This window comes from Streptomyces thermodiastaticus (assembly GCF_014656135.1).
Taxonomy (GTDB): domain Bacteria; phylum Actinomycetota; class Actinomycetes; order Streptomycetales; family Streptomycetaceae; genus Streptomyces; species Streptomyces thermodiastaticus.
Genome location: NZ_BNBV01000014.1, coordinates 63,127 through 84,215, shown reverse-complemented (window position 1 = coordinate 84,215; position 21,089 = coordinate 63,127). Strand labels below are relative to the sequence as shown.

18 protein-coding genes are annotated in these 21,089 nt (G+C 72.6%); 3 read left to right on the top strand and 15 right to left on the bottom strand.

What is annotated here, in order from left to right:
* Positions 1-12 precede the first annotated feature (12 nt).
* Positions 13-600 carry a hypothetical protein gene (locus IE286_RS14945; RefSeq protein WP_229862736.1) on the bottom strand — a complete coding sequence of 196 codons (588 nt, stop codon included), beginning with the start codon at positions 598-600 and terminating at the stop codon, positions 13-15.
* A gap of 445 nt (positions 601-1,045) precedes the next feature.
* Here IE286_RS14945 and IE286_RS14940 point away from each other — a divergent pair, with 445 nt between their 5' ends.
* On the top strand, positions 1,046-1,822 hold the full coding sequence (locus tag IE286_RS14940; RefSeq protein ID WP_189797200.1) for a TetR/AcrR family transcriptional regulator: 777 nt from the start codon (positions 1,046-1,048) through the stop codon (positions 1,820-1,822).
* Positions 1,822-4,281, top strand: coding sequence for a SpoIIE family protein phosphatase (locus IE286_RS14935; protein ID WP_189797199.1), 2,460 nt, complete (start codon positions 1,822-1,824; stop codon positions 4,279-4,281). The genes IE286_RS14940 and IE286_RS14935 overlap by 1 nt, the downstream gene beginning before the upstream one ends.
* 57 nt (positions 4,282-4,338) lie before the next feature.
* Here the strand turns inward: IE286_RS14935 and IE286_RS14930 are convergent, their stop codons facing one another.
* Positions 4,339-6,051, bottom strand: coding sequence for an MFS transporter (locus IE286_RS14930; RefSeq protein ID WP_189797198.1), 1,713 nt, complete (start codon positions 6,049-6,051; stop codon positions 4,339-4,341).
* Positions 6,052-6,354: 303 nt separating this feature from the next.
* Here IE286_RS14930 and IE286_RS14925 point away from each other — a divergent pair, with 303 nt between their 5' ends.
* Entirely contained in the window at positions 6,355-7,194 is an 840-nt protein-coding gene (locus IE286_RS14925) for a TetR/AcrR family transcriptional regulator (RefSeq protein WP_189797197.1), read from the top strand.
* Between the two features lie 145 nt (positions 7,195-7,339).
* Here IE286_RS14925 and IE286_RS14920 read toward each other — a convergent pair whose 3' ends face one another.
* The 13 genes from IE286_RS14920 to IE286_RS14865 all read right to left on the bottom strand — a co-directional run bounded on the left by IE286_RS14920 (position 7,340) and on the right by IE286_RS14865 (position 20,664).
* Entirely contained in the window at positions 7,340-8,536 is a 1,197-nt protein-coding gene (locus tag IE286_RS14920; protein WP_189797196.1) for an NAD(P)/FAD-dependent oxidoreductase, read from the bottom strand.
* Between the two features lie 133 nt (positions 8,537-8,669).
* Positions 8,670-9,614, bottom strand: coding sequence for an RNA polymerase sigma factor SigJ (gene sigJ / locus IE286_RS14915; protein ID WP_189797195.1), 945 nt, complete (start codon positions 9,612-9,614; stop codon positions 8,670-8,672).
* A 172-nt stretch (positions 9,615-9,786) separates the two neighbouring features.
* Positions 9,787-10,065 carry a hypothetical protein gene (locus IE286_RS14910; protein ID WP_189797194.1) on the bottom strand — a complete coding sequence of 93 codons (279 nt, stop codon included), beginning with the start codon at positions 10,063-10,065 and terminating at the stop codon, positions 9,787-9,789.
* 26 nt (positions 10,066-10,091) lie between these two features.
* Positions 10,092-10,220 (bottom strand): hypothetical protein, encoded by a 129-nt coding sequence (locus tag IE286_RS27630; RefSeq protein ID WP_268255396.1) that lies wholly within the window; start codon positions 10,218-10,220, stop codon positions 10,092-10,094.
* 153 nt (positions 10,221-10,373) lie between these two features.
* Positions 10,374-10,760 (bottom strand): VOC family protein, encoded by a 387-nt coding sequence (locus IE286_RS14905; protein ID WP_189797193.1) that lies wholly within the window; start codon positions 10,758-10,760, stop codon positions 10,374-10,376.
* A 113-nt stretch (positions 10,761-10,873) separates the two neighbouring features.
* On the bottom strand, positions 10,874-11,857 hold the full coding sequence (locus tag IE286_RS14900) for a ThiF family adenylyltransferase (protein WP_189797192.1): 984 nt from the start codon (positions 11,855-11,857) through the stop codon (positions 10,874-10,876).
* The gene (locus tag IE286_RS14895) at positions 11,842-12,021 is read right to left on the bottom strand and encodes a hypothetical protein (protein ID WP_189797191.1); all 180 of its coding nucleotides are present in this window, start codon (positions 12,019-12,021) and stop codon (positions 11,842-11,844) included. The genes IE286_RS14900 and IE286_RS14895 overlap by 16 nt, the downstream gene beginning before the upstream one ends.
* Positions 12,022-12,358: 337 nt before the next feature.
* A complete protein-coding gene (locus tag IE286_RS14890) occupies positions 12,359-13,186 on the bottom strand; it encodes a phosphoenolpyruvate hydrolase family protein (RefSeq protein WP_189797190.1) in 828 nt (275 codons plus the stop codon).
* 161 nt (positions 13,187-13,347) lie between these two features.
* Entirely contained in the window at positions 13,348-14,571 is a 1,224-nt protein-coding gene (locus IE286_RS14885) for a Tm-1-like ATP-binding domain-containing protein (RefSeq protein ID WP_189797189.1), read from the bottom strand.
* A gap of 159 nt (positions 14,572-14,730) precedes the next feature.
* Complete coding sequence (locus IE286_RS14880; protein ID WP_372462550.1) at positions 14,731-15,537, bottom strand: SAM-dependent methyltransferase; 807 nt, start codon at positions 15,535-15,537, stop codon at positions 14,731-14,733.
* Between the two features lie 201 nt (positions 15,538-15,738).
* The gene (locus tag IE286_RS14875) at positions 15,739-19,047 is read right to left on the bottom strand and encodes a GH92 family glycosyl hydrolase (protein ID WP_372462551.1); all 3,309 of its coding nucleotides are present in this window, start codon (positions 19,045-19,047) and stop codon (positions 15,739-15,741) included.
* A gap of 423 nt (positions 19,048-19,470) precedes the next feature.
* The gene (locus tag IE286_RS14870; RefSeq protein WP_189797188.1) at positions 19,471-19,800 is read right to left on the bottom strand and encodes a putative quinol monooxygenase; all 330 of its coding nucleotides are present in this window, start codon (positions 19,798-19,800) and stop codon (positions 19,471-19,473) included.
* 306 nt (positions 19,801-20,106) lie between these two features.
* Entirely contained in the window at positions 20,107-20,664 is a 558-nt protein-coding gene (locus IE286_RS14865) for a DoxX family protein (RefSeq protein WP_189797187.1), read from the bottom strand.
* Between the last annotated feature and the right edge of the window lie 425 nt (positions 20,665-21,089).

Genomic DNA, 21,089 nt, shown 5'->3' with positions numbered 1-21,089 from the left:
GCCGTGGACGGCTCAGTAGTCGCCCTTGCCACCCCCGTCGTGGTCGTGACGGTGGACGATCCGGAAGCTGGCCACCACGCCGTCCTTGACCTTGACGCCGCGGAAGCAGCCCGGGTCGACACCGTTGCTGGTGCTGTGGGGGCCGACGGTGGCGATCGGGGCGCCGTTGTCGCAGGTGGCGCCGCGGAACACCTCGACGGTCTTGTGGCTGTCGTTGCGGATGTTGAAGCTCTTGGAGCCCAGTCCGCTCACGACGGTGACGCAGCCGGTGGGGTGCGCCGAGTACGACCGCTCGTTGATGTGGATCCACCCCTCGTCGTGCTTCTTGTCGCGGTGGTGGCCACCCTTGTCGTGGTCGTAGTCGTCGTAGTCGTCGTGGTCGTCGCCCTCGTTGCCCTTGCTGTTGTTGTTTCCGTTGTCACCGCCCATGGGGGCCTGCGCGGGCGCAGGGGCCTGGGCGGGTGCGGGGGCCGGGGCCGCCTGCACGGCCGGGGCCGCCTCGGGGGCGGGGGCGGCCGTGGCGTAGGTGATGCCGGTCGCGGTCAGTGCCGCGGCGGCCGCGATACCCGCGGTGATCGCGTGGGAACGCTTCATGATCATGGTCGCTTCTGCTCCTGTCTCGGACTCAGAGAGTGATCGGCTGTGTCGGCCGACGCATGATCGAACGTACTGATCACCGCAATTGCTGTCATATCGAGTGGAAACAGGCGGAAGGTGTACGGGGCCGAATGGGGTACAGAAGAGTGGTGTCCGTGGCCTGTCGGTCGACCTGATGGAAGGTCAAGTGTGTCGGAAATCGGGATGATTGAATGACTAATAGGCCGGAATAGTGATCTTTTCGTGTCGCCTCACCCTCCGCGGTTGCGGGGGTCCGCCCGAGTCCGGCGTGTCGGTGCTTGATGAGTGGACTGTCATGTGATCCATGCCGCCTCGGCGTGCCTCGGGCCGATGTGCCGGCGCCTCCTTGTGTGCGCGCCTTCGCCGCTCAACGCGTGAATGTCATCATTGATATAGAACATCATAATAACGGTGTTAATGTATCGATATGGTGCGAGCTGTACATACGCGGGAGCGCATCCTGGGCGCCGCGGCGGAGCTGCTGAACCGCGAGGGCCGTTCGGCGCTGTCCACGCGGGCCGTCAGCGCTGCCGCAGGAGTCCAGCCGCCGACGCTCTACCGTCTGTTCGGCGACAAGGCCGGGCTGCTCGACGCACTCGCCGCCTACGGCTTCGAGCAGTACCTCGCCGGCAAACAGGCGCTCGAGGAGACCGACGACCCCGTCGCCGACCTGCGTCGCTCCTGGGATCTCCATGTCGGCTTCGGTCTGTCCCGTCCGGCCTGCTACGTCCTGATGTACGGGGAGGGCCGGCGCCGCGGGTTCACCGAGGCCGGGGCGGAGACCATGGGCCTGCTGCGCCGGAACGTCGCCCGCATCGCGGCCGCGGGCCGGCTGCGGATGAGCGTGGACCGCGCGACCTGGCTGCTGCACGCCAACGGCGTCGGAGCCGTGCTGTCGCTGATCGCCATGCCGCCGCTCGAGCGGGATCCGGAACTGGCGACGGCGGCCTTCGAGCATGTGCTGCGCACCATCACCGTCGACGGCGACAGCGCGGCCGGCGCACCGTCCGGCGTGGCTGACCGGGCCGCGGCCCTGCGCGAGGCCCTGCACACCAGCGGCACCACGGTGCTGACCCGGTCGGAGAGCGCGCTGCTGGCCGACTGGCTCGATCGCCTCGCCGACACGGACGACGCCGGCTCCGCCGGTGCGGCGGCCGCGACGGGCCGCAGGAACGAACCATCCGGCAGGAAGGGACGGCCGTGATGACGCATGACGACAGGACGCCGCCCCGCGCGGTGCCCGCGGACGACGGAGCAGGCCGGTCGGCCGGTGCGGCCGTCGCCGTCCTCGACGACGAGGGTACGGTGATCGGCTGGACCGGTGCCGCACAGAGCCTCACGGGGTTCACCGCCCAGGACGTGGTCGGCAAGAGAGCCGTGGAGATGCTGGTGCCGGCCAAGGCGGCCCTCCGGGCGGCGGCACAGGCCCGGCGCTGCCGCGCCGAGGACGGCTGGTCGGGCGTCGCCGGTGTGCGCCGCCGTGATCAGGGTCCGATCGACCTGACCCTGCGCGTACGGCCGCTGGCCCGGCTCGACGGGAAGCGGCAGTGGCTCGTCTGTGCGGCCCCCGCCGGCGCCCGGCCCTCACCGGTGGACGGACTGGACGTGGAGTCGCTGCTGTCGGCTGCCCCCCTCGGCATCTGTGTCCGCGACGCGCAGCTGCGCTGCACCTGGGCGAACGACGCCCTGGCCATGCACGACGGTGTCACCCGGGAGCAGCGGTTCGGCCGCCGCGTCTCCGAGGTGCTGTCCGGTGAGCAGGGCGAGCGGGCCGAGGCCGCGCAGCGGCAGGTCCTCGCCGACGGTGTCCCGGTGGTCGACCACGAGTTCCGGCGCGGCGACCCGCGCCACCCGCACCGGGAACGCACCTACTCCGTATCGTTCTTCCGTCTCGACGACGGCGAGGGCCGTCCCTCGGGCGTGTGCACCATGAGTCTGGACGTGACGGACCGTGAGCGGGCTCGTGAGCGGCTGGCCGTCCTCACCGAGGCCAGCACGAGGATCGGCAGCACCCTGGACGTGATGCGGACCGGGCAGGAACTGGCCGACTTCGCCGTGCCGTCGCTCGCGGACTACGTCACGGTCGACCTGGCCGAGGAGATACGGCTCGGCGAGGAACTCCCGGTGAGGATCGGCGCGGCGGGCGGAAGCACACCGGCCTTCCGGCGCGCCGGCCTCGCATCGGTGCACGACGGTGCGCCGGAGTCCCTGTGGCCCCGCGGGGAGCATGTCTTCGTCCGTGAGTCCTCGCCGTTCAGCGCTGTCCTCACCTCCGGCACCCCCTATCTGGAACCGGTGCTGGACACCTCGCCCGGGGGATGGCTCGCCCAGGACGCGATGCGGGCGGAGAAGGTCCGCCGCCACGGGATGCACTCCCTGATGATCGTGCCGATCCACGCCCGCGGCGCCGTCCTGGGCGTGGCCGTCTTCGTGCGCAGCGCCGACCCCACGCCGTTCGAGGCGGACGATCTGCTCTTCGCCCAGGAACTCGTCTCCCGCGCCGCGCTGGCCCTGGACAACGCCCGCCAGTACATCCGGGAACGTGCCACGGCCCTGGCCCTCCAGCGCAATCTGCTGCCGCATCGTCTCCATGGCGGAGCCGCCGTCGACGTGGCGTCCCGCTACCTGCCGGCGGACCGGGAGGACGGTGTCGGCGGTGACTGGTTCGACGTCGTCCCGCTGTCGGCCGCCCGGGTCGCCCTGGTCGTGGGCGACGTGGTCGGACACGGCATCCACGCGGCGGCGGCGATGGGCAGGCTCCGTACCGCGGTGCACACGCTCGCCACCATGGACCTGCCCCCCGACGAGCTGCTGACCCGGCTCGACGAGACGATCCTCCGCCTCAGCGACGAGGACCTGGAGGCCAACGCCCTGACCGGAACCGTCCTCGGCGCCACCTGCCTGTACGCCGTCTACGACCCGGTGAACCGGAGCTGCACCATGGCGACGGCCGGGCATCCTCCGCCCGTGATCGTCTCACCGGACGGCGACGTCGCCATCCCCCGGCTGCCCACCGGCCTGCCGCTCGGCGTGGGCATGGCCTCCTACGAGGCCGTGCAGCTGGAACTGCCCGAGGGCAGCGTCCTCGCCCTGTACACCGACGGGCTCGTCGAGGAACGCGGCGCCGACATCGACGCGGGGATGCGCCGCCTGGGGAAGGCGGTGGCACGGCCGGGCCGCTCCCTGGACGAGCTGTGCACCTCCGTGTTCGACACCGTGCCGTCCTCGGCGCCGGCCGACGACGCCACGCTGCTGCTGGTCCGGACGCACGCCCTCAGCCCGGGCGAGGTCGCCACCTGGAGTCTGGCCCGGGATCCGGCCGTCGTCGGCCACGCCCGGGCGCTCACCCAGAGCCTGCTGGCCGGCTGGGGCCTGGAGCACCTGGCGCCCACCACCGAACTCATCGTCAGCGAGCTGGTCACCAATGCCGTCCGGCACGGTGCGGGACCGATCACCCTGCGGCTGATCCGTCACCGCGTCCTGGCCTGCGAGGTCTTCGACGCCAGCGACAGCATCCCGCGTCTGCGTCACGCCCGTGCCACCGACGAGGGCGGCCGGGGACTGTTCCTCGTCGCCCGGCTGTCACGCCGTCACGGCACCCGCACCACGGCCGAGGGCAAGGTCGTCTGGGCCGAGCAGGAGCTGACCCCTCCGGAGGCCTGAAAGGCCGGGCTTCGAGGGCCTGCACGACCCGGCCCGCCACCGGCCCGGGGCGCTGGTTCAGTGCCCGGGTGTCTCCTCGGGACGTGCGTGGCGCGGCAGGAGGAACGCCAGCAGGAAGGTCACGGCGAGCATGCCGTCGACGATCCACAGCACCGTCTTCATCACGGAGCCGAAACCGCCGCGGAAGGCGGACGACGCGGTGGCCTCCAGCGCACCGGGTATCCGTGCAGCGGCCTGAGGGGACGTCACGGCGGACCGCGTGTCCCGCTCCAGGCGCGCACAGGACGGCACAGTCGCCGCGGGGTCCTTGGCCGTCGCCCGGTCCGAGGCGCAGGCACGCAGATCGGCGATCACACGGTCCTGGACGGCCGGGGCCACGTGCGCGGCGGACAGCTGGGCCCGCAGACCGTCCGCACGGTGGTCGACGGCGGTGGCGATGCCGCCGCCCAGCAGACCGAAGAACACGGTGCCGAGCAGGGCCACGCCGAACGCGCCGCCGAGCTGCTGGATCGCCGTCATCGTGCCGGACGCCGACCCGGTCTCGTGCCGGTCGACACTGGCGAGCACGATGTCGAAGAACGGGGCCATGAGCAGGCCCATCCCCATGCCGGCGACGAGCAGGGACGGCACGAAGTGCCACGGGCCGACGCCGCTGCCGGCCCTCTCCAGGGTCAGCCACACCCCGAACACGCCGAGCGCCATGACGAGCGCACCCGCCTGCAGCACGGCCCGTCCGAACCGGGCCACGCCCTGCGCGATCCCGAAGCCGACGATCATGCCGCCCGACCAGGGCACCATGACCAGCCCCGCCTTCAGCGGCGCGTAGCCGAGGCCGATCTGGGTGTAGAGAGTGAAGACGAGCATGAAGCCCTGCATGGTCGAGAAGAAGACCAGCCCGAGGACCAGACCGCCGACGAAGCCGCGCTTGCGGAACAGGCTCGGGACGACCAGCGGGTCGTGGCCGGCCGCACTGCGGCGCGACTCGTACCGGCCGAAGAGGACGAAGACGGCCAGCGAGGCGGCCATCATCGCGAACGTCCACCAGGGCCAGTCGTACTCGCGGCCCTGGACCAGCGGGAAGATGACGAGCAGCGCGGCCAGCGAGACCAGCAGCATGCCGGGGATGTCCAGGCGCGGAGCGCTGCCGGAACGGGTCCTCGGCAGGAAGCGCAGCGCACCGAGCACAGCCGCGGCGCCCAGCGGCAGGTTGATCAGAAAGATCATGCGCCAGCCGGTGCCGAACCAGTCGGCGTCGACGAGCCAGCCGGCCAGGACCGGGCCGCACACCGCGGACAGCCCCATGACCGGGCCGAACATGCCGAAGGCCTTCTGCGACTCCTGCGGCGGGAACATCTCCTTGATCATGCCGAGGCCCTGAGGCAGCATCACCGCGCCGAACAGTCCCTGCAGGACGCGGGCGGTGATCAGCATCCCGGGTGTGACGGACACCGCACACACCAGCGAACCCAGGGTGAAGCCCACGGCGCCGACCAGGAACACGGTCCGGCGTCCGTGGATGTCCCCGAGCCGGCCGCCGGTGACCAGCCCGACGGCCATGGACAGGGTGTACGCGGCGGTGAGCCACTGCAGGGTGGCGGCGCCGCCGCCGAGGTCGGCCCGCATGGACGGGCCGGCGATGGTCGTGACCATCGCGTCGAGGAGATCCATCACCTCGGCGGCGAGGATCACGAAGAGCGCGGGCCAGCGCCAGCGGTACGGCGCCGGAGCGTCGGTGGGCGTCTCGGCGGACGCGACACCGGTGGTGGACATCGGCGACTCCTGATTCACGGAACGGGTCGCGCCCCCGCGGTCGCGAACCGCGGGCACGACGGGACGGACGGACCTGGTGACGCGCCGGCTCCCCGTGCGGACACGGCGATCCGGTGGGCACGGGTGGCCCACGACACCGGGAGAACGGTGTTCACCGTAACAGAACACTGCTCAGCAGAAGGAACGCTGTTCATCAAGATATAGCGCAAGTGTGCCGGTTCAATCAAGCTATATCGTGTACCGCGTTCCGCCGGGCCGTCGGCCAGCGGTGAACACTGTTCTCCCGCGACCTAGACTGAGCCCATGACCGATGCGGCCGCCGACCCCGACACCCCGCCCGTCCCTCCGCCGTCCCCTTGGAACCGCGCCCGCCCGGCGCGTGTCTCCGGCGCCCCCGCGCGGCCGGCGCTGACCCGTGGCCGGATCGTCGACGCCGCCTTCACCGTGCTGGACCGGGAGGGCTACGAAGGGCTGACGATGCGCCGGGTCGCGGCCGTTCTGGGGGTCACCGTCTCCGCCCTGTACGCCCACGTCAGTTCCAAGGACGAACTGGTGGAGCTGATGTACACGCGGCTCTTCGACGGCTTCACGATGCCGGCGCCCGACCCGGAGCGATGGCAGGAGCAGGTCCGGGAGTACGCGCACTTCGGGCGCCGGCGCCTGACGGAGCACCGGGACATGGCCAGGATCTCCATGGCCCATGCCCCGTTCACCGCCGAACTGCTGCCGCACGTGGAGGGCGTCCTCGCCATTTTCCGCGCCGCCGGGCTGCCCGACCGCATCGCGGCCGAGGCCGGCGACCTCATCTCCACCTACATCGACGGGTTCGTCCTGGAGGAGAGCCTGTGGCAGGACCGGATGGCCGCCCACGGCGGCGACGGTTCCGCCGGGGGCGGTTCCGGCGACGGGCGCGGCATGGCCGAACAGATGCGGGACTATCTGGCGTCCCTGCCCGCCGAGGACTTCCCCCATCTGCACGCCCTGGCCGGGCTGATGGTCACCGACTCCTCCGACGACAGATTCGACATCGGTCTGGAGATCATCCTGCGCGGCCTGGCGAGCTATCTGCCGGACGAGCGCCGCGAGGGCGCAGAGAACGGCAAGGACGGCAAGGGAGAGAACGACAAGAAGGACAAGAGCTGACGGGCCCCGGACGAATTTCGTCCGCGGGCCCGCCGAGCGAGGACCCGTACGAGAGGACGGGCGCCCTGCGCCGAGGGGAGCCACAGGACCCTTCCGCGCAGGATCCCCCTTCCACGAGGTGCCCTGGCCCCCGCCTCGCCGGGTGTCAGGCCGCCGACGCGCCCGCCGGTTCCGCCCGGTGCCGCCGCTCCCGGACGGCGGGCCGGTGGCGCCGGCGCAGCAGGCGCGGGTGGGTGACGGCCCAGGCGGCGGCCTTGCAGGTCAGCTCCTTGTAGCCGGCGGCGGGCCGGCCGGTCAGAATCGCCGGGACGGCACGGTCGTCGGCGGTGACGAACTGGATCAGACCGTCCGCGCGGCCCAGCGAGACGCACTGCTGGACATAGCGCAGCGGCACCTTCGGGGGCGTCGCACCGGTCAGGCGGGCCGTGATGGCCTCGGCGGCCTGCCATGCGGTGGGCAGACCGGAGGCGCAGGACATGCGCAGCGGCTTGTCGCCGGGGCCCAGCGCCCAGGCCGCGTCGCCGACCGCGTACACCTCCGGGTGCGACACCGAGCGCATGGTCCGGTCGACGACGATCTGCCCGGTGCCGGCGACCTCCAGCGTGGTGGCCTTCGCGATCGTGTGGACGGCGAAGCCGGTGGCCCACACGGTGACCGCGGCCGGGATGGATGTGCCGTCGGCGGTGAGGACGCGGCCGGCCTCGACCCGGGTGACGTCGGTGTGCTCGTGCACGGTGACGCCGAGCCGGCGGAAGACCCGCCGCAGATGCCGGCGGCCCGCGTCCGACAGCCGGTCACCGAGGCCTTCGCGGGTGGCGAGAGCGACCTGCAGATCGGGGCGGGCCTCGGCGATCTCGGCCGCGCACTCCAGGCCGGTGAGACCACCGCCGACCACGACCACAGGCCGGCCCGCCTCCAGCCGGGCCAGGCGGTCGTGGAGCCGGAGTGCGCCGGCACGGCCGGCGATCTCGTGGGCGTGCTCGGCGACTCCGGGGACGCCCTCGGCGTCCCAGCCGCTGCCGAGGGCGTACACGAGGGTGTCGTAGCCGAGTTCCTCGGTGCCGCCGGCCGTGCTGACGGTGACGCTCCTGCGGTCCACGTCGATGCCGGTGACCCTGGCGGTCCTCAGACCGACGCCCGTGCCAGCGAACATCTCGCGGTACGGCCGCGGCCGGAGCGGGCGGCCGGCCGCCACCTCGTGCAACCGGACCCGCTCGACGAAGTCCGGTTCGGCGTCGACGAGGGTGACGGACACGTCCTCGGGACGCAGACGTCCGGCCAGGCGCCCGGCGGCGAGGGCCCCGGTGTATCCGGCGCCGAGAACGACGATGCGGTGCTGCATGTGCTGACTCCCGTCTCGCACGCGTGACTGCTGTCTGAACTGGTTCGCTTCTTGAACCGGATGACGCGCCGTTTCCTGACAGCAGCGGTGTGTGAAACAAGTCACATCAGGCCGGTGGAGAGGTCACATCGGATCAGTAGAGGGTGAGCAGCGGCTCGCCGTGGCCGGTGGCCGCCCACTGCCGGGACGCACGCCGGAGCTTGTCGGGGTTGAGCTGATTGCGGAGCCCGGCGATGCCGTCGGCGGTGACCTCCAGGCAGAGCACGCCCGCAACCCGGCCGTCGAGGACCGCCACCACCGCCGGGCCGCCGTTCGCGATCGCGGCGTACAGCTGCGGCGACCCGCCGGCCAGGGCACGCTTGGCGGCGCTGGGCTTGAACAGGCCCCGCAGGAACGTCGCGACCGCCAAAGCCCCCTCGACCGCCTTGGCGCGCGCCGGGACCTTCCCGCCGCCGTCACCGACGGACACCGCGTCCTGGGTGAGCAACCGCACCAACGGCTCGGTCCGGCCGCTGGCGGCGGCCTCGAGAAACTCCTCGACGATCCGCCGGGCGGCGGCCTCGTCGACCTCGAGGCGGGCCCTGCCGTCGGCGACGTGCTTCTTGGCCCGGTGGAAGATCTGCTGGCCGGCGGCCTCGGTGATGCCGAGGATCTCGGCGATCTCCCGGTGCGGACAGCCGAAGGCCTCCCGCAGCACATACACCGCCCGCTCGTACGGGGACAGCCGCTCCAGCAGGGCGAGCACCGCGTACGAGACCGATTCGCGCTGCTCGGCGGTTTCGGCCGGGCCGAGCATCGGGTCACCGGCGAGCAGCGGTTCCGGCAGCCACTGGCCCACATACGTCTCGCGCCGTGCCCGGGCCGAGGCGAGCTGGTTGAGACACAGGTTGGTGAGCACCTTGGTCAGCCACGCCTCGGGTTTCTCGATCCGCTCGACGTCGGCGCCCTGCCAGCGCAGGAACGTCTCCTGCACGGCGTCCTCGGCCTCGCTCGCCGAGCCCAGCAGACGGTAGGCGGTGGCCTCCAGGCGCGGCCTGGCGGCCTGGAACAGCTGGACGGCGCTCGCGCTCAGGGCCATGCCAGGATCTTACGGGCCGGGCGCGTTCCCTGCCCTGGAATTCACGGCACCACCCGGTGCCTGCCGTGGGCTGCGCGGTCCACACCGGCGCCTGCCCTGGAGTGTGCGGTACACACCGGCGCCCTCACCGGCGAAAGACGCGACAGCCCGGCACCTGGCGCACCGTCAGCCGTCAGATGCGGGGCAGCAACCCGATGAACTCGGTCAGCATCCGCTCCTTCAGCCGGGGCGGCAGGGAGTCCAGCAAGGCCGGCACCGGCGCGGTCCTGGACGACAGGCCCCGCGCGGCGTCCAGCCCGGGGAACGCCGGCAGCCGGGCCGCCTTCTCGGCGGTGAGCGCGTCGGGGTCGAGCCCGGCGGCCAGCTCCGCCAGCGCAGGATCCACGGTCACCGGCTCGCTCGCCCGGGCCGCCGCGACCGACGCGGCCGGATCCGTCAGCAGCGCATCCACCCGGTCGCCGGTGGCGGGGGTGAGGGTCAGATGCAGGTTCGGGGGCAGGTCACCGGGTCGACCGGCACGACCAGAGTCTCCAGGCCCAGGCGGTGCGCCGCCTCGTGGAACGCCGTGTGCGCGGTCGACGGCAGCACCAGCTGCGGCCGGGTCACCCCGCGCACGGCCCGCGCGTGGCACCAGGTGCCGCACAGCATGGTGCAGCCGCCCGCAGTCCGGCAAGGGGGCGCCGTGCGCCGGCGCACCGTCCGGCGGACCAAGCCCGCGGGCCGGCGTGGGAGAGGCGGCTTGCGTTCGATGGTGCGGATTCAGTCCGCCCCGCTGCCGTAGGGCCTGGTGAGGATCTCCAGGCGGTGGCCGTTCGGATCGTCGAAGTAGGCTCCGCGGCCGCCGTCGTTGTGGTTGATCTCGCCGGGCCGGTGGTGATGCGGGTCCGCCCAGTAGGCCAGGCCGGCCTGCCGGATCCGGGCGAAGATCGTGTCGAAGTCGTCCTCGGAGACGAGGAACGCGTAGTGCTGCGGCGTGACCGGGCCGTCCGTCTCCATGAAGTCGAGGGTCACGCCGTTCGGTATCTCCACCGGCGCGAAGGGGCCGTACTCCGGTGACACCTCCAGGCCCAGCAGGTCCGCGAGGAACCGGGCGGACGCCCACTTGTCGTGCGCGGCGACGATGGTGTGGTTGAGTTCGACGGTCATTCTCGGCCTCCTTGCCTGGCTGCCGGGGCCACGGTCCGAGCCGACGGTGCGGGTCCGGCGGCCGTTCCTCACGCCGGACGACGCCGACGCGCCGGGCGCGCGGGCCGGCCGTCTCACGAGTGGGTGCTCTGAGCGAGCGAGACGACGAACAGCACCGTGACGAGCAGCAGCACCGCGGTGAGCACGGCCCCCACCGGCCACCGCGGCTGCGCGCCGCCGCGCGGAGGGGGCAGGCCGTCGTCCCGGCCCGCCGACGCGTCGGTGGAGGCCACGTACCGCCAGCCCCGGCAGACGGGGCAGGGCCGGGGCGGGAACGGCACCCGCACGCTGCGGCTGCTCAGTCCGTCGGTGGGGAAGACGGCCTCCACACCCGGTGAGGTGGGGGTGAAGCCGTGCAGGTAGATGGCGGTGTGCCGGCGGTCCAGGAGCGCCGAGCGGGCGTCGTCGGGATGCGCCAGCGCGGTCACCACCTGCGCGGTCGCCAGGGCGATCAGCTGGATGTCCACCCGGGCGCCGCGAGCCGCCTGGGTGTCGGACGCCGCCCGCCGGAAGGCCGCGGCGCACTCGTAGCAGGGCGTGCGCCTGCCGGGCAGCGTCCACAGGATCTCGCCGACCTCCGCGTCGCGGATCCTCGGGTCCACCCACACCGCGGGGAAGACCGCCGGCCTGCCGGCCATGAGCGCGGCCTTGTTGACCGCGCGCTGGCACGCGGCCGAGTCCGTCGCCGCCACCAGCACGTCGGCCCAGCGCACCAGCGACCACCGCTCCTCGTCGGGCAGTGCCGTGAAGTCGGCGCAGTGGCCCACGGCGGCACAGGACGGGAAGTCGCGGCGGATCCGGCCGGCCAGCGCCGTCGCCTTCGGCTGCCCCAGCTCGGGCGCCCCGAGCGGGTGGCGCACGATGTTCTCCAGCGCCAGCGTGTCCGGGTCGACCAGATGCAGCGGGCTGAAGCCGATCCGCGCCAGTTCCTCGGCGACGAAGCCGCCGACCGCCCCCGCACCGACGATCAGGACCGCACCCGTACGCCGGGGATGCCGCGCCCAGACACGGTCCTCGGTGAGCGGCTCGGCCGAGCGCTCGGTCAGTCGAAGGTCCATCGTGCGGCCCGGACCGGACGCGGCTGCGACCGCGGGTCGTCACCGGGACGCTCGTCCGGTTTGAGTTCTCCGGTCTCGGCGTCGAGGAACCACTCGCGCTCCTTCTCGCGCGCCTGTTCCTCGGTCAGTTCCGCCTGCTGCAGGCTGTTCGGTGCTGCACCCACGCGAACCACTCCTCCCGGTCTCTGGGGCGACGGCGTGTGCGCGGTGTTCCATTTCGTTCCGTCCCACACGGCCTGCCGGCGGCATGCGCGTGCGGACCGCGGAACCGGACGGGCACACCAGGCTGCGGGACGGCCCATCCGCTCTTCCCACGCTACTCCCCGGTATGCACCTCGCATCCCGGCAGCGCAGGGGTCGCCGGGCCGGGTCCGGGCGTTGGCGCGGCAGCTCGCGGGACCGTGTCGCCGGACGGCGGCCGGACGGAACCTGGCCGGCTCCGGTCGCCGGTCAGGAAGGCCGGTCGCTCGGCACGGCGTGCGGCCCCTGTCGGCCCGTCGCTCAGGACGGCAGGCTGAGCGCCTTGAAGGCCTCGGTCTGCCGGCGAATGCCCGTCTCCGTGGGCAGCCGCTCGATCGAACTGGCGCCGAAGAACCCGACGACGCCGCGTGTGCGCGACAGCACGTACTGCGCGTCCTCGGGTTCGGCGATCGGCCCGCCGTGGCACAGGACCATGATGTCGGGGTCGACCTCCACCGCCGCGTCGCGCATCGCCTGGATCCTCTCGACGCACTCGTCGAGGCTCAGCGCGGTGGTCGCGCCGATGGTGCCCTTGGTGGTCAGCCCGAGGTGGGGCACCAGGATGTCGGCGCCGGCCTCGGCCATGGCGGCCGCCTGGGCGGGGTCGAAGACGTACGGAGCGGTCAGCAGGTCCCGCTCGTGCGCGGCGGCGATCATCTCGACCTCCAGGCCGAACCCCATCCCGGTCTCCTCCAGGTTCTGCCGGAAGACACCGTCGATCAGGCCCACCGTCGGGAAGTTCTGCACCCCGGCGAAACCCATCTCCTTCAGCTCGTCCAGGAACCGGCCCATCACCCGGAACGGGTCGGTGCCGTTGACCCCGGCGAGCACCGGGGTGTCCCGTACCACCGGCAGCACCTCGCCGGCCATCTCCACCACGATCGCGTTCGCGTCGCCGTACGCCAGCAGGCCCGCCAGCGAGCCCCGGCCGGCCATGCGATAGCGCCCGGAGTTGTAGATGATCAGCAGATCGATGCCGCCCGCCTCCGCGGACTTGGCGGAGATGCCCGTGCCGGCACCGCCGCCGATGACCGGGCGGCCGGACGCCACCGTCGCCCGCAGCCACCGCAGAGCCGTGTCACGGTCCATGCTGTCGTCCTGCCTTTCTGCCTTACGTGTCACAGGCAACCGATCACGTCATGTGGTCGTTCCGGATGGTCGTGGTACCGGTGCGCCCCGGGCACGCCCGACACGCGGCTGCCGTTGTGCCGCCGCGAACGGCGACCGGGGTCCACCGCACCGGTGCCGGGTCACCGCGCCGCGCCGATCAGCTCGTGCAGCCGGTGCGCGGCCCGCCGCCCGAACCCCGGGTCGTTGATGTGCGCGTCGACCTCCACCAGCTCCACCGCCGACCCGGCCAGCTCCGCGCGCAGCGCGGCGAACAGCGCCGCATCGGCTTTGTCGTCCCGGAACGGTCCGCCGTCCCGGTCGATCCCGCTCAGCCCGCGCAGCGGCACGAACACCGTGACCGGCCCGCGGGCGGCGGCCAGCCGGGCGCCGATCCGGCGTCCCAGCTCCGCCGCTTCCGCGGGCGTGGTGCGCATCAGGGTCACGGCCGGGTTGTGGACCACGAACCTGCGGCCGTCGAACGCCGCCGGCACCGTCTCGCGCGGCCCGAAATTCACCATGTCCAGCGCGCCCAGCGAGACGACCTGGGGGACACCGCGCGCGCCCGCCGCCGTGAGACGGTCCGGTCCTGCGCTGAGCACACCGCCGACCAGATCGTCGGCCAGCTCCGTCGTCGTCAGGTCCAGCACCCCCGCGAAACGCCCGTCACCGGCCAGTTTCTCCAGGGTGCGGCCGCCGGCGCCGGTGGCGTGGAACACCAGCGGCTCGTAGCCGAGCCGCTCCAGCTCCGCGCGGGCCTCGTCCACCGCGGGCGTGGTCAGACCGAACATCGTCAGCCCCACCAGCGGACGGTGCCCGGCGGCGGGAGCCGTGCGGCGGGCCGCGTACTCCCGTGCCATCGCGGCGATCGCCGCGGCCGCGTTGCCGAGCACCTGCGCGGAGACGGAGTTGATCCCGGCCACGTCCACCACCGCGTACATCAGCGTGACGTCCACCGCGCCCACGTACGGGGCGACGTCGCCCGAGGCCATCGTGGACACCAGCAGTTTCGGTACGCCGACCGGCAGCTCCTGCACCGCGCGGGCGGCCACCGACGTGCCGCCGGACCCGCCCACCGCGAGCACCCCGTCGAGCCGCCCGGCGGCATGCAGGTCCGCCACGACCCGCGCCGCGCCCGCCGCCATCGCCGCCATCGCCGCCCCGCGGTCGCCCGCCGACCGCAGGGCCGCGGGATCGGCGCCGGCCGCCCGCGCCACCTCGGCCGCGGTGACGTCCGCGGCGGCGTCCGACAGCGGACCGACGTCGACGGTCACCACGTCCACCCGGTGTCCCCGCAAACGCTGCGCGAGCCACGCGTACTCGGCGCCCTTGGTGTCCAGCGTGCCGACCAGCACCACCGTCGCCATGCAGCCACCTCCGCTCACCGTCGAGCCGACCCGCCCATTCTCCCGGCGCACCGCCGGACCGCCAGGGTCCGCTTCCGGCCATGCGGCCCAGCGGCCCGCGGTGCGCCCGGGCGAACGGCGGACACGGAAAGCCGCCCCCCGTCAACTCCTCGACAATGGCTACTCGTTGACGGCGACGGCGGCGACCGCGTGGTCCTCCTCCGGGGCGATCCGGGAGGCCTCCTCGTCCGGACGCCACTGCGCGGTCCTGACCAGACCCGGCTCGACCAGGCGCAGACCGTCGAGGAAGGACCCGATCTGCTCCGGCGGCCGCAGATGGTAGGAGTTCGCGGACCGGCTGTTGTAGGCGGCGATCGCGTTCTTGAGGCCCTCGCTGGTGTCGGTGCCGTCGCTGAGCGCCACGTAGCTGCCCGGCGGCAGCGCGTCGACGAACCGCTTCACCACGCCCGCCGGGTCGTCGCTGTCCGGCAGCTGCCCCATGATGCCCAGCATGATGAGCCCTATGGGCCGGGAGAAGTCGAGGGTGTCCGCGGCGCGGGCGAGGATGTGGCCGGTGTCGCGGGCGTCCGCGTCGATGTACGCACACGCCCCCTCGGGCGTGCTGCGCAGCAGCGCCTCGGCGTGGACCAGCACGATCGGGTCGTTGTCGACGTAGACGACGCGGGACTCCGGTGCGATGCTCTGGGCGACCTCATGGGTGTTGTCCGCCGTGGGCAGCCCGGTGCCGATGTCCAGGAACTGGCGGATGCCCGCCTCGGCGGTCAGGAACCGCACCGCCCGCTTGAGGAAGGCCCGCTGCTGGCGGGCGATCGCGGCGATCTGCGGGAAGTTCCGAAGGATCATCTCGCCGGCCGCGCTGTCCACCGGATAGTGGTCCTTGCCGCCCAGCAGGTAGTTCCACACCCGCGCCGAGTGGGGCCGGTCGGACTGCAGTCGCGCGCGCCAGGTTTCGTCGGAGTGCATCATGGCGGAAGCATCACACACGCGCGGCGCTCTTTCATGATCGGAAACAGCCAACTCCCGTACTCGATCGGTGACGTCCGCCGACGGCCCGCGCACCGGGGCACGTCGCCGCCGCAGCCCGCACGCCACGGGGCCGGCCCCGCTGGGGACCGGCCCCGTGGCACGGCCGGACGGCGGACACGTCGCCGTCCGCGGTGCTGCGCGTCAGGCGGTCGCCACCGCGAAGACGTGCAGGATGCCGCCGTCCGTCGAGGCGGGCAGCGTCACACTCGCGAGCTGCTTGCCCGCATGCAGCGTGATCGGCGCGCTGGCGAACACCTCGGTGCCCACAGGGTCCTTGCCGCCTCCCTGGATGTCCCGGTACTCGGTGTGGACCGCGACGATGTTGCCGAACGACGGCTGCTGCGTGCCGCCGCCCAGCGTCCAGTCGCTGAAGCCGAGGGTGGCCTGCTGGGTGGTGCCGTCGGTGTAGGTGAGCGTCACCGTCCCGCTCGCCGCACCCTCAGCGGCGCTGCCCAGGAAACTCAGCTTCGTCGCCCCGGCGACGGGCCGCACGGCCAGCACCTGACCGCCCCCGACGACCTCGATGTTGTCGGGTTCACCGGCGGCGGCCTCCGGCCAGGTGAAGTCGAACCCGCCCGCGGAGACGGTGCCGCCCGGCTCCACACCGGCCGCGGCGAGCGCGGCGGCCGAGTAACTCCAGCCCTCGCCGTCGAAGTTGGCCCGCGGGTCGGAGTCGTCCGCCGAGATGCCGTTGTTGTTGGCGTTCCACAGCATGCTGTTCTTCTCGGCGACCGTCACCGACGCGGACGTCTTCGGCAGCTGGGTGCCGGACGACGTGGTCAGCGTCACCGGGATCGTGTAGAAGCCCTCGTCCGTCCCGGCCGCCGCCGAGACGGTGAGGTGTGCCTCGGCGGTCCCGCCGGCGGGCACGGTGATGTCCCCTTCGGACGGTGTCACCGTGATGCCCTCCGGTGCGGCGGCTCGCCAGTGCACCTCGGTGGCCTGGTCCTGCAGCGTCTGCACCTTGACGGTCGCGGCGGCCGCGTCACCGCCGGGCTCCGTCTTCAGCGACGAGGGGGTGATCCCGGTGAAGTACGTCGCGGTGCCGCTCGGGAACGACGGCGGCCGGTCGGCCTTCGCGCTGCCCCAGGAGGTGTCGGGCCGCGAGCCGAGCGTGTACTGCAGGGTGCCGCCGCGGGTGACGAACGACGCGGGCACCCACGGCTTGCCCGAGGGGCGGCCGTCGACCTTCAGACCGTGGATGTAGATGTTGTCCGCGGACGCCGCAGGCGCGTCGATGGTGATCGTCCGGTGGTTGCCGGCGTGGATCACGGCGTGCGGGAACAGCGGCGCCGTCAGCGCCATGTCGGCCCGGCCGGGCACCACCGGGTACATGCCCAGCGCCGAGAAGACGTACCAGGACGACATCGTGCCCGCGTCGTCGTTGCCGGGGATGCCGCCCGGGCCGGCCGTCCACAGCTGGTCCATCTCGGCCCGGACCGTCTCCTGCGTCCTGTACGGCGCGCCCAGGTAGTCGTACAGGTACGGGACGTGGATGTCGGGCTCGTTCGTCGGGTCGTAGCGGGTGCCGTCCTTCGCCGAGAAGTCGAAGGCGCCGTCCGGGGTGCGGAAGAAGGCGTCCAGACGGGACACGGCCGCGTCGTCACCGCCCATCGCCCGGGCCAGACCGGTCACGTCGGAGTACACCATCCAGGTGTACCGGGCGCTGGTGCCCTCCACGAATCCGCTGCCGGTGTCCGGGGTGAACGTGCCCGCCCAGGTCCCGTCGGACCTGCGGTCGCGGATGTAGCCGCCCTGCGGTGTGGCGTTCGGGTCGAAGACCTTGGTCCAGGCGCCGCTGCGTGCGAGGAACGTCTTCGCCGTGGCGTGGTCGCCGGTCTGCTCGGCGAGCGAGGCGATGCCGAAGTCGGCGACAGCGTCCTCCAGCGTCTCGGCGGCACCGCCCCAGCAGTGGCAGCCGTCGGCCGGCACGTAACCCAGCGTCAGATACTGGTCCAAAGCCGGGCGCTGGCCCACACACTCCACGTTGCAGCCGGCGCTGCTCAGATCGTTCTCCGTCGGCACGGTCGCGGCCGTCACCAGCGACTTCAGCGCACCCTTGACGTCGAAGTCACGGCCGCCGAAGGCGTAGATGCTCGCCAGCGCCGGATCCGACGGGTCACCGGACATCACGCTGGTCTTGCCGTTCTCCAGCAGCCAGCGGTCCCACTCGCCGTCGCGCTGCTGCGCATAGTTGAACAGGGACTGCGCGTAGTCGCTGCCCGCCCTCGGGTTCAGCAGCGTCATCAGCTGCACCTGGGCGCGGTACTGGTCCCAGCCGGAGAAGGTGCCGTACTGCGCCTTCTGGCCCTTGGCGAGCCGGTGCGGCTTGCGGTCGGCGCCCGGGTAGCGTCCGTCGACGTCGCTGGTGAGGGTCGGCTCCAGCATCGAGTGGTACAGCGCCGTGTAGAACGTGGTGCGCTGGGCGTCGGTGCCGCCGCTCACCTCGATCGCGCTCAGCGCGCGCTTCCAGGCGGCGTACGACGCGGACCGCACCGCGTCGAAGGTCTTGCCCGGCGGGTTCTCCGCACGCAGGTTGGCCTCCGCGTTCTGCGGGCTGACGTAGGAGATCGCCACCTTCGCCTGCACCTTGGTGGTGCCCGACGGGAAGGTGACGTACGCCCCCGAGCCCTTGCCGGCCTGTGCGTTGCCGGAGGAGCTGAAGCCCGTGCCGCCCGAGGCGGTGGTGGCGCCGGGATGCAGGGTGCCGTCGGTCCAGGTGCCGACCTTCGCGAACGGCGTGTCGAAGTGCGCCGTGAAGTACAGCGTGTACAGGTCCTTGCGGTTGTTGGCGCTCTGCGGTCCGCAGAAGTTGCCCGCGCTGACCGACCCGGTCACCGTCCGCCTGGCGGCGTCCACCGTCACCTCGGCGTCGGTGGAGCCGGTCTCGGAGTTGGAGGTGCGGAACAGCATGCTCGCCGGCTTGTCCGCCGGGAAGCCGAACCGCCCCGAGCCGGTGCGCTCGGTCGTCGTCAGCTCGACGGAGGCGCCGCTGTCCAGACGCACCGTGTAGTAGCCAGCCGCCGCGGTCTCGTTGTCGTGAGAGAAGGTGCTGGCGTAGCGGGAGTCGGTGGTGTCGGCGGTGGGCGAGGAGTCGACGTCGCCCACGATCGGCATGATCGGGACGTCGCCGTTGGCGCCCGAGCAGCCGACGCCGCTGAGATGGGTGAGGCTGAAGCCACGGATCTTCGTGGCGTCGTACTGGTACCCGCCCGGAGCGGGCGTGGAGACCTGGTTGCCGCGGGTGTTCTGCGGGCTCCAGGCCAGCATGCCGAACGGCCGCACGGCGCCCGGGTAGGTGTTGCCCGCGTTGGACGAGCCGATCAACGGGTCGACATAGGCGGCCGGGTCCTTGACCGCGCCGTGGCCCGCCGCCGCGGCCGAGGCGGGGGTGACGGTCACGGCCGTCGCCGCGACCGCCAGCGCACCCGCGGCGACGACACCGAGCACGCGCCGTCTGTGACGCGGTCCGCCCTTCGCCTGCGTGTGGAATATCGATGGACCTGACACCGCGCTCCTGCCCTTCACGTCCGACAGAAGGTCAGAGCACGCCACCCGACGGCGTGTTGGCGCTCCCGCACGGACTGTAGACAACGTTGTCAACGGAACGCGAGGATGCTCTCCCGCGCCGGGAACGATGTCAAGAGTCGCGGAAGCAGGCGTTCAGCCGAGTGGCGGGCGGTGCGGTGGCGGTAAGGGCCGGGCGGTCGGGGCGGTGGTGGTCGGGGCGGTGGCGGCCGAGGCCGTGGCACAGCGGCAGGCGTCCACCAACCCCGCGGGACCGGGCCTGGCCCGGTATGCCGTCGGCCCCCGGTCCGGTGCACGGGCCGGGGGCCGAGGGACGCCGACGCCGCCGGGGCGGCGGCGCGACGTCTACTGCTGCTTGACGGCCATCTCGCCCAGCTCCGACCAGTCGTCCTGGTCGATCGTCGTGTTCACGATCTTCGGCGTGGCGGCCAGGTAGCGCGGCAGCTTCTCCTGCGCCGCCCGGAAGTGGTCGGACTGCACGTGCGCGGCGCCCGCCTCGTCGTCACGGAACGCCTCGACGAGCACATACTCCGAGGGGTCGTCCAGGCTGCGGGACCAGTCGAACCAGAGGCATCCGGGTTCCGACCGGGTGGCGCGGGTGAACTCCTCGGTGATCTGCGGCCACTGGTCCGCGTGCTCCGGAAGCACCTGGAACTTCGCCGTGATGAAAATCAAGGGACTCTCCTTCCGTGCCGGCCGGACCGGGCCCGGCTGCGGGCCACGGTGACCATGGGTCCGCGGACCCGACCGGCGTCCAGGCCGGCCGCCCCGGCCCCGGCCGAGCGGGTACGCGGTCGGGTGCGGCCGCACCAGCTTCCGGGCGGCGGGCACCCCCTGGCCCGCACAGGATGATGCGGCTGCTCACGAGAGTACCCGTGAAGTCGATCTTCACTGAAGGCGGTGCCGGACCCGTGGCCGCCGGCCCTCCGCCGCACCCGCTCGAACGGTCGCCTGTCCCGGCGCCGTGGCGGTCGCCGCGGCTCACAGGCCCAGGCTGAGGGCGGCGCCGGCACCTCCCAGGCCCAGCGCGACGGCGGTCGCGGTCCAGCCGCCGTCGCGCCACCGGAAGAACCGGTCGACGGCGAGCCGGCCGGGACCGATGGCGGCGAGCGCCAGGGCGACGACCGCGATGCAGATGTTGTATTCCGCACCGTTGTCCGTCACCCACAGACCGCGGGGCGCGGTCACCGTCACCATGGCGTTGATCATGACGCCGATCACCGCGGCGGCCGCCAGCGGCGTGAGGAACCCCAGCGCCAGACCGAGGCCGCCGAGCATCTCGGACAGACCGGCGATCACGGCGAAGACCTCTCCCGGGCGATAGCCGAGAGCCTCGAACCCTCGGCCGGTCGCCGCCAGGCCACCGCCGCCGAAGAGACCGAACACCTTCTGCGCCCCGTGGCCGGCCATCAGCAGGCCGAACGTCAGCCTGATGAGCAGAAGTCCCCACGCGGCGGCCGACGACCCGGCCGTCGCGCCGGGATGCGCCACCGGTTCCGCGGACACCGGCGGCCGGAGGATGTTGCGCTTGACGATCATGGGATGCTCCAGAGAAAGCCACCGAGTTCGGCCCCCGCTGGGCGGGGACACCGCGTCACCGGGCGGCGACCGGCCTCGCGCGCACCGCACCGCACCTCGATCCGCCGCCCCTGGCCACGCTTCCGCACCGGCGGGACGCGTGCATCCGGAGCACGCGGATTGCCTGCGCCCGGGCGTGCGGCACCTCCCCGGCGCGCCTCGCGCACGGCCGGGCGACCGGCCCGTCCCCGGTCCTCCGTGCCGCCGGGCCCGGTACCGGGCGGCGAGGGCAGGGTGAGGACCGTGAGGAAGGAATGATAAGGTGGTGGGCAGCTGCGGTCGCGACCGCAGCGCGGCGGTGGGGCTCGCCGTACCCGGACCGCGGCACAGGTGCCGCCGACAGTCCCTACTTGCGATGACGTGTGGCCCGGATCGCCGGGCCCCGG